The 7,377-nt window shown below is 40.4% G+C and carries 8 protein-coding genes and 1 pseudogene; 8 read left to right on the top strand and 1 reads right to left on the bottom strand.

The features are described from left to right. Positions 1-146: 146 nt before the first annotated feature. Complete coding sequence (locus IM319_RS05945; RefSeq protein WP_287734992.1) at positions 147-578, bottom strand: phage integrase N-terminal SAM-like domain-containing protein; 432 nt, start codon at positions 576-578, stop codon at positions 147-149. Positions 579-991: 413 nt separating this feature from the next. Here IM319_RS05945 and IM319_RS05940 point away from each other — a divergent pair, with 413 nt between their 5' ends. From IM319_RS05940 to IM319_RS05905, 8 genes and pseudogenes are all read left to right on the top strand, one after another. Next, positions 992-1,306: a hypothetical protein gene (locus IM319_RS05940; protein WP_149106498.1), complete on the top strand. Its 315-nt coding sequence runs from the start codon at positions 992-994 to the stop codon at positions 1,304-1,306. 111 nt (positions 1,307-1,417) lie between these two features. Then, positions 1,418-1,735, top strand: coding sequence for a Nif11-like leader peptide family natural product precursor (locus tag IM319_RS05935; protein ID WP_149106497.1), 318 nt, complete (start codon positions 1,418-1,420; stop codon positions 1,733-1,735). A 192-nt stretch (positions 1,736-1,927) separates the two neighbouring features. Further along, the gene (locus IM319_RS05930) at positions 1,928-2,212 is read left to right on the top strand and encodes a hypothetical protein (protein WP_287734991.1); all 285 of its coding nucleotides are present in this window, start codon (positions 1,928-1,930) and stop codon (positions 2,210-2,212) included. A 157-nt stretch (positions 2,213-2,369) separates the two neighbouring features. Next, on the top strand, positions 2,370-5,630 hold the full coding sequence (locus tag IM319_RS05925; protein WP_287734990.1) for a type 2 lanthipeptide synthetase LanM family protein: 3,261 nt from the start codon (positions 2,370-2,372) through the stop codon (positions 5,628-5,630). Between the two features lie 208 nt (positions 5,631-5,838). Continuing rightward, positions 5,839-6,036 (top strand): type II toxin-antitoxin system HicB family antitoxin, encoded by a 198-nt coding sequence (locus IM319_RS05920; protein ID WP_002738180.1) that lies wholly within the window; start codon positions 5,839-5,841, stop codon positions 6,034-6,036. A 2-nt stretch (positions 6,037-6,038) separates the two neighbouring features. Then, positions 6,039-6,251, top strand: coding sequence for a type II toxin-antitoxin system HicA family toxin (locus tag IM319_RS05915; RefSeq protein WP_002763902.1), 213 nt, complete (start codon positions 6,039-6,041; stop codon positions 6,249-6,251). A gap of 315 nt (positions 6,252-6,566) precedes the next feature. Beyond that, positions 6,567-6,842, top strand: a complete 276-nt coding sequence (locus IM319_RS05910) for a hypothetical protein (RefSeq protein WP_002776327.1) — start codon at positions 6,567-6,569, stop codon at positions 6,840-6,842. A 5-nt stretch (positions 6,843-6,847) separates the two neighbouring features. Further along, a pseudogene (locus IM319_RS05905) lies at positions 6,848-7,018 on the top strand (clan AA aspartic protease); the annotation flags it as partial. Positions 7,019-7,377: the final 359 nt, after the last annotated feature.

The following is a 7,377-nucleotide window of genomic DNA, read 5'->3' as shown; positions in this document are numbered from 1 at the left end:
TGTAGGCAGGTAAGTCTTGACTCATTTGATTTAAGTTGCTGGCAATGGCTTTCATCGTCATAAAAGCCGAGCTAAAGGCGATTAGCTCATTTAAGGGATAACTTCGACTCTCAACCCGCAAGCTCAGTAATTGCTTCTCAAAAGATTCAATTTCTTCGATGAGCAATCCTAACTTTGGTGGGTTGAGAATGACCTGGGCAGCGATCGCAGTTTGTTGTGCGATCGCTAAAATCATCAGCCATTTTTACTTTTTTGGTGAGGACGGTGGGCAGACCTTTGGAGCGTTTTGCCCTTAAATATTCACTGATATTACCCAGTTCAATTTTCAGAACTTCTCGATAAAGGAATTCAATTTTAAGAACTTCTCGATCAAGGAAGAGGATGGCGTTGAGGGCTTGGTTTTGGGTGGCGGCGGCAACGTTTTTATCAACGGCAAGATGGGTCAAAAAGGCTCTAATTTCTTCACCCCCCATTTCACGGGGATGTTTTTTCTGATGGAAGAGCAGATAACGCTTAATCCAGTCCAGATATGTTTGTTCGGTGCGGTAGGAGTAATGCGGTAGGGCGAATGGTTTCACGCACTACGTCTAGGAGTTTTCGGGGTGGGGGAGGGTTCATAACAGAGTATGCTAATCGGCATAACACGCTTATTGTAATATTATACGGAAAACTTCTCGCGATCACTCCATTTGAGCGTAATATACAGAAAGATTCTTTAAAAAATGTGTATTTGCAGCAAAAATAAATTCAGAACGATTTTGCGCCGTTTCAGCGATCACTAAAATTGTTAAGAATTGTACAACCCTCTTGTTATAAGGCCTTTTATGTCATGAAACCTTAAAATGAGAATTGCTGGTGTATTTGGTGCTATGTACGGAAAATTTCCGCATAATATATAATATAGCTATGACTTTTTCCCACTATTACCCGTAACTTGGGTTACTTAGTTTAGTTAATGCCCAGTCACTGCCATTTTTTTGGAGGTTCTAAAATGTCAACACGTTCTTTTGCAGCATTTCTCAACGAAGTGAAGTCAGACGAGGCTTTTGCTCGTGATCTCAAGAGTGCTTTAGTATCTGTTAACAAAGATGAAATATCGGTAATTGTTGCCGAATTTGCACACAGGAAAGGCATAGTGGTAGATATAGAATCCTTGAAGGCGCCCGTGAATATTGCATCGGATCCAGAGTTCTCCGATGAGGAACTAGAGATCAACGGGTCTTGTTGTGGTTTTCGTAGCAATTGCGGAACCTCTTGCATCGAATTTCGCAGCGCTTTGGTTCCCGGATACAATTTCGTAGATTGATTGCCATGATCCTGAGCCTTGTCCGTTAAGCGGGCGGTCAGTTGATTTGCGACTGTTATAGATTGGTTTAAACTCAAACTCAGTGATTTCCATTTTCTTGGAGGTTATTATATGTCACCACGTTCTTTTGCAGCATTTCTCAACGAAGTGAAGTCAGATAAAACTTTTGCTCGTGATCTCAAGAGTGCTTTAGTATCTGTTAACAAAAATGAAATACCGGGAATTGTGGCCGACTTGGCACGCAAGAAAGGTATGGAGGTAGATATAGAGTCCTTGCAAGCGTCCATGAATATTGCATCGGCTCCAGATTTCTCGGATGGAGAGATTGAAATCGTTAAAGGGCCGATTATGGCGACATTTTGGTTGCTTAGTTGTGACTGTAATTGTTACTCTAAAACACCGAATTCAAATGATAATCCTGCCTGCTAAATGTAGCATGAGTAATCAATCTCTTTCCTTGTCTTAAACTATCTATAGGCAATGACAATTTTTACCCAGTATCACCCGGAAGGAACGTGAGATGAATTAACATATTGCCTCTACCTCAGCGAAATACCATCGCACCTTGCTCATAAAGCAAACCTACCTTCTCCACAATCTGTTCAATGAGGAATCATCAAAATGAATGCAACGCAATTAGCCAATGTCCTTCAAAAAGTCAAAACTGACCCTGTTTTGCAAGAAACATTAAGAGTTACTAGACAAGACTGGGTTGAATTGAACCTAACAACTCAAGAAACATTTTATGGAATTAATTCTAATCTGAAGAATGCCAATGAGATCGGTGATTATGAGATTGAAAACACATTGGCATCAAATGCCGGACCAATGGAAACTGCATATTGCTCAGTATTATGTTCCATTGTTCCATGGAAGTGTGATACAAGTCATCCGAATTGTAGGTAACAAGCTGGTTGCTTAAAGTTTATTAAAGCTTTACTTATTCTTTTTCAGAAGAACCAAATCAACAGTGAACAATGACAAGTGTAAAAGTTTACCAAAACTTCTAGCCAAGGAGGGCTGGACTCTCCGAAATCGTCTAGATTACTCTCAAGTCCTGAATTTGAGTGAGTACGTTGATGAATCACACCAGCTTGGTGAATGGAGCAAGATTGTTGCCCCTAACCAGACTGAGAACTTTATTAAGCGTTTAGAATGGTCAGGCTATACTCCTAATCAAGCTCTATGGGCTTTAAATCCTCCTGAAGAAGCGGTTCCTGCCCATCCAAATTGGTTAGATTTATTGACTTGTTTGCGTCCAGTTCTCGTGGAGGCTGGATGTAGTTTTAGTAAAGAGAAAGGCAAAAACCAGTATTCTACAAAGTCTCAGCCTTTACCTTTTGAAGAACTCTGGTTGCCTTTATGTGATTGGGGAGTGAGTGAGCTTAAACAGCGTTTGTCCCCAGTTGTCTTAGAGGGAGTTAGTGATGATGCTGTGAACAGTCTAACAGAAACACTACTTACCCGTCTCTGTCAATTAAGTGAGAAAGTTCTGTGGGAGGAATTTCACAAAGGTCGAACTCCCGGTCAAATACTCTTAGCTCATCTAGGGGAGAATGGTGATGGTAGTGGACTGCCGATAAGGGAGGCTTATTTAACATTTATTCAAGATAATCTTAAGGATGGTCTTGAGAAAATATTGACGATATATCCTGTTTTAGGACGCTTGTTAGCAACAGTGGTAGAACTGTGGCTAGAATCAAGCATTGAACTCTTAAAGCGTATTCATGAAAGCCGACAAGAGTTAGAGATTTACTTTGGTATTTCAATCAATGCCAAAATAAGTGACATTCAACAAGGGATGAGTGATTTTCATCGAGGGGGGCGTTCTGTTGCAGTCCTACATTTTAAAGAATCAGACCATGAAGAGGAAACGTCTCAAAAAGTAGTCTATAAACCTAAAGACATGAATGTAGATTCTGTCTATCAACGATTGCTTGGTATCATCAATCAACAGATGGGGGAAAATATATTTCGGGTTTTGAAAATCCTTCCTCTGCAAAAATTTGGCTTCATGGAGTTCGTGGAGCATCGTCCCTGTGTTAATGATCAAGAGTTAAGTAACTTTTACAAAAATGCAGGCCGATTGATGGCAGTTCTTCATATATTAGGCTGTACAGATTGTCACCATGAAAACTTAATTGCCTGTGGAGAGCAATTAATACTTATTGATACTGAGACTCTTTTAGAAGGCGATGTTAGTAATCATACTAATAATGATGACATTGTTATTAGCAATTTACAAAAGTCAATGGGAAGCTCAGTTTTACGCATTGGCTTATTACCACAATGGCTATTTATAGGGCGAAAAGCTCATGCAGTTGATATTAGTGCTTTAGGCATAATACCTCCTAAGAAGTCTTATATTGAACAACCTGGATGGTTAGGGATTAATAGTGATGGAATGTTTTGGGGAGAGGTAGAGACCTCCGTTGATATACCCACCAGTTCTCCTTTCCCTATCGGTAGTTCCAATCGTCTCAATGAATTTCAAGGCGAACTGTGTGAGGGTTTTCGCCTACAAATGCAACAATTTCTTGATTATCGTCAGGTATGGTTAGATTCAAATTCTATACTTAGAGACTTTGCAGGCTTACCTCGTCGGATTGTTCTTCGTGCTACTCGTATTTACTTTCTCATTCAACTTCAGTGTTTAGAACCTGCTTCCTTAAAAAATGCAATAGCTTACAGCCTTAAACTGGAACAACTTGCTCGTAGTTATGTTTTGGCTACCGAGAAGCCGATTAACTGGCCAGTTTTTGAGGCTGAACTAAGACAAATGGAACAACTCGACATTCCATTTTTTGAACATTCAATTGATAGCGATACCTTAACTTTATCTGATGGCTTGCCCAATATTGAGCGTTTTTTAGATACCTCTGGATTATTAGCTTGCCGAAGAAGATTAGAAGAGCTTTCAGTTGATGAAATTGATTTTCAAATACAATTAATTAAAGGAGCAATAAAAGCCAAGCAAATTAGAGTCAATTCTCTAGTCATTCCTACAGAAAAAATTGAAATACCTAGTAACTTCTCAAGTAGTGACTATAGACTTAATGAAGTAATTCGTATCGCCAAACAATTACAGCAACAAGCAATAAGAGATCAGCGTGGCTATCCTGAATGGTTAGGTATAGACATCGGACAAGATCAAGAAAAATTTAACTTTGGTTTAGTTGGTCTTTCGCTCTATGGAGGTCGTTGTGGCATTGCTTTATTTTTTGCCGCCTTAACTTATTTTTTAAGACAACAAAACTTTGATTTAGAATATCAAGAATCTTTAGTTGACGATATTCGTGGTTCTGTCGCTCATATCTTAGATATTGTTAAATCAAAAGATAGTTTTCTTCTATTTCGTTATTTACGAGATCAACCTCTTGGGTTATCAGGAACTGGTGGAATCCTTTTAACACTACAGATTCTAAGTCAGTTAGAAATCAACCCTATTAATGAGGAATTTTCTAACTATGAAAGAGTCGCTCAAAAGATTATAGATTGTCTTACCCTAGAACGTATCAATAAAGATCAAGAATGTGATTTAATTAGCGGTTGCGCTGGCTTGATTGGCCCACTCTTATCAATAGCTCAAGATGATGAAAGAAAAAATTTGTCATCTCAAAAATCTTTAGATTTAGCTATTATATGTGGGGAGCATTTGATTTCTCAACAAATGGATGATGGTGGATGGTTGACCTTAAGAGATAAAAAGCCCCTAACAGGTTTTTCTCATGGTGTTTCTGGGATTATTGCTGCTTTAGCTCGTTTATATCAACTGACGGAAGATGATCGTTTTTTTACTGCTATTCAAAAAGGTTTAGTTTACGAACGCTCTGTCTTTTGTCTTGAAAAAAGAAATTGGCCAGATTTTCGCTCCAGTTCTGAACCGACAAAATTTATGAACAGTTGGTGTCATGGCGCTCCTGGTATTGCCTTGAGTCGTCTTTGTCTCAAAGAATCAGGGATATGGGATGAGCAAATAGCCACAGAGATGGAAATAGCTCTTGAAACTACCGCAAAACAAGATACAGGTGTCGATCATCTCTGCTGTGGAAGCTTTGGTAGATCAGCTATTTTAAAATTGGCTAGTGATCTTGACATGGGAGAAAAATGGGATCTGTTTGCCCAGCAAATAGTAGAATTAAGTCTGAAAAGAGCTTTAAACCAAAAATCTTACCGCCTTTTTTCAACTCAAGAAGGTGAATTACTGTTACCTGGAGTATTTACTGGGATGGCAGGAATTGGACTTCAGTTATTATCATATAGTAGTGGGAAGACAAAACAAATAGTTGCACAATGTCTAACATCAAACTTACTTTTATTTTAATATACGTCCACCACTTGTCTGCCCCCCAAGGCCTAGCAGTGTGAAGATCAAGGTTTGGCCAGTGCGATCGCCGATCTTGTAGGTTGGGTTGAGGTAAAGAAACCCAACCATATCAAGTTTGCTGTGAGGTTCCGCTGTTGCTACAATTTGATCCCACATCCATAATTCTATCAAGCTAAAATGGAGTGCTATCTAGAAGGAACTTATGATGAAATACAAAATTGTCCTTTATCGTTCTGAAGAAGGAATTACTGTTGGCGTTCCTGCGCTCCCCGGTTGTTGGTCTGAGGGAGATACTGAGGAAGAGGCATTAACCAATATCCAAGATGCAATTCGTGAGTATCTTGCAGCCTTAGAAGAACGCTTGCAAGATGGGGAAATTCGTGAAATTGAAATGCAGGTGTAACTATGCCTAGAATTCCTGGCGTAAATCACCTAGATGCAGTACGAGCCTTGGAGAAGGTAGGCTTTCGGATCATTCGCCAAGGCAAACATATCATCATGAGTGATGGGGTGCGTCAAGTTGCTCTTCCAAGGCACAATCCAATTAAGGCATTTACAATGGGTGGAATTGTTCAAGATGCTGGTTTGACAGTCGCAGAATTTCGTAAACTATTATGAGTACGATGCCAAAGGCACTGCGTAGCAGATCGCCTCGCCCGTAGGTTGGATTGACGCAAGGAAACCCAACATCAATCAACTCATAACAGAATGCGATGCCGAAGGCACTGCGTAGCAGCACGCCGATCTTATAGAGTGTGTTAATGAAGTGAACGCACCTTATCTAATGTTCAAAATCCGTGCGTTACGCTAACGCTAACACAGGCTACATCATATCGATCGCCAAGATTAAGTGATTGCCAAACACACCCTATCAATTCAAAAGAGCGAGATCGTTCAGGTTAACATGGAGAAGGCAGTCAATGGGGCAAGGCTATGACAGTTCGGCAAAGGCGTTACAGCAAAGAGGAGATGGCTCGTCGGGGGAAAGAACTCTACGAGTCTGGCATTCGGCAGCAAGTCGAAGCGGGTAATGAGGGTAAAATTATCGCGATCGACATCGAAACCGGAGATTTTGAGGTTGATGAAACGGTCGTAGCTGCAACCAATCGGCTATTTGAGCGTAACCCTGATGCCCAGCCTTTTGGAATTCGGATTGGACACCGTGCCGTGTATCACTTTGGTTCGCGGAGCTTAAAGAAGAATTCATGATACACGAAGTCTTGTTTGATTTTTACACTGCAACAGTCATTTGGGATGGGCAATATCGCGAGGTTGATATCGCAGCATCAGAGACAGAGCCGTTGCTCGGAATGGCGATGCTCTACGGTTATCGATTGCAGGTGGATAATGTTGAGGGCGGCATCGTTGAGATCAAAGCATTGTGATCCCATTAAGAAGTGCGATGCCGAAGGTACTGCATAGCAGATCGCCGATCTTGTAGTGGACTGTTTCAGCTAAAATAGGGCAATAGATTTCGGCTTAAAGTCTTAGATTATAGAATTTCTAGCATTTTTCTAATACACCAAATTAGCTGAAACAATCCACTACTGAATATACAGCCCTGAGAGCAGAAATCCTTCAGGCTGATAATATTTGCCTATTACCTATTGGGTGTAGGCAGGTAAGTCTTGACTCATTTGATTTAAGTTGCTGGCAATGGCTTTCATCGTCATAAAAGCCGAGCTAAAGGCGATTAGCTCATTTAAGGGATAACTTCGACTCTCAACCCGCAAGCTCAGTAATT

The organism is Microcystis sp. M113S1, assembly GCF_020246945.1.
GTDB lineage: Bacteria > Cyanobacteriota > Cyanobacteriia > Cyanobacteriales > Microcystaceae > Microcystis.
This window is presented reverse-complemented; position numbering and strand designations above follow the sequence as displayed.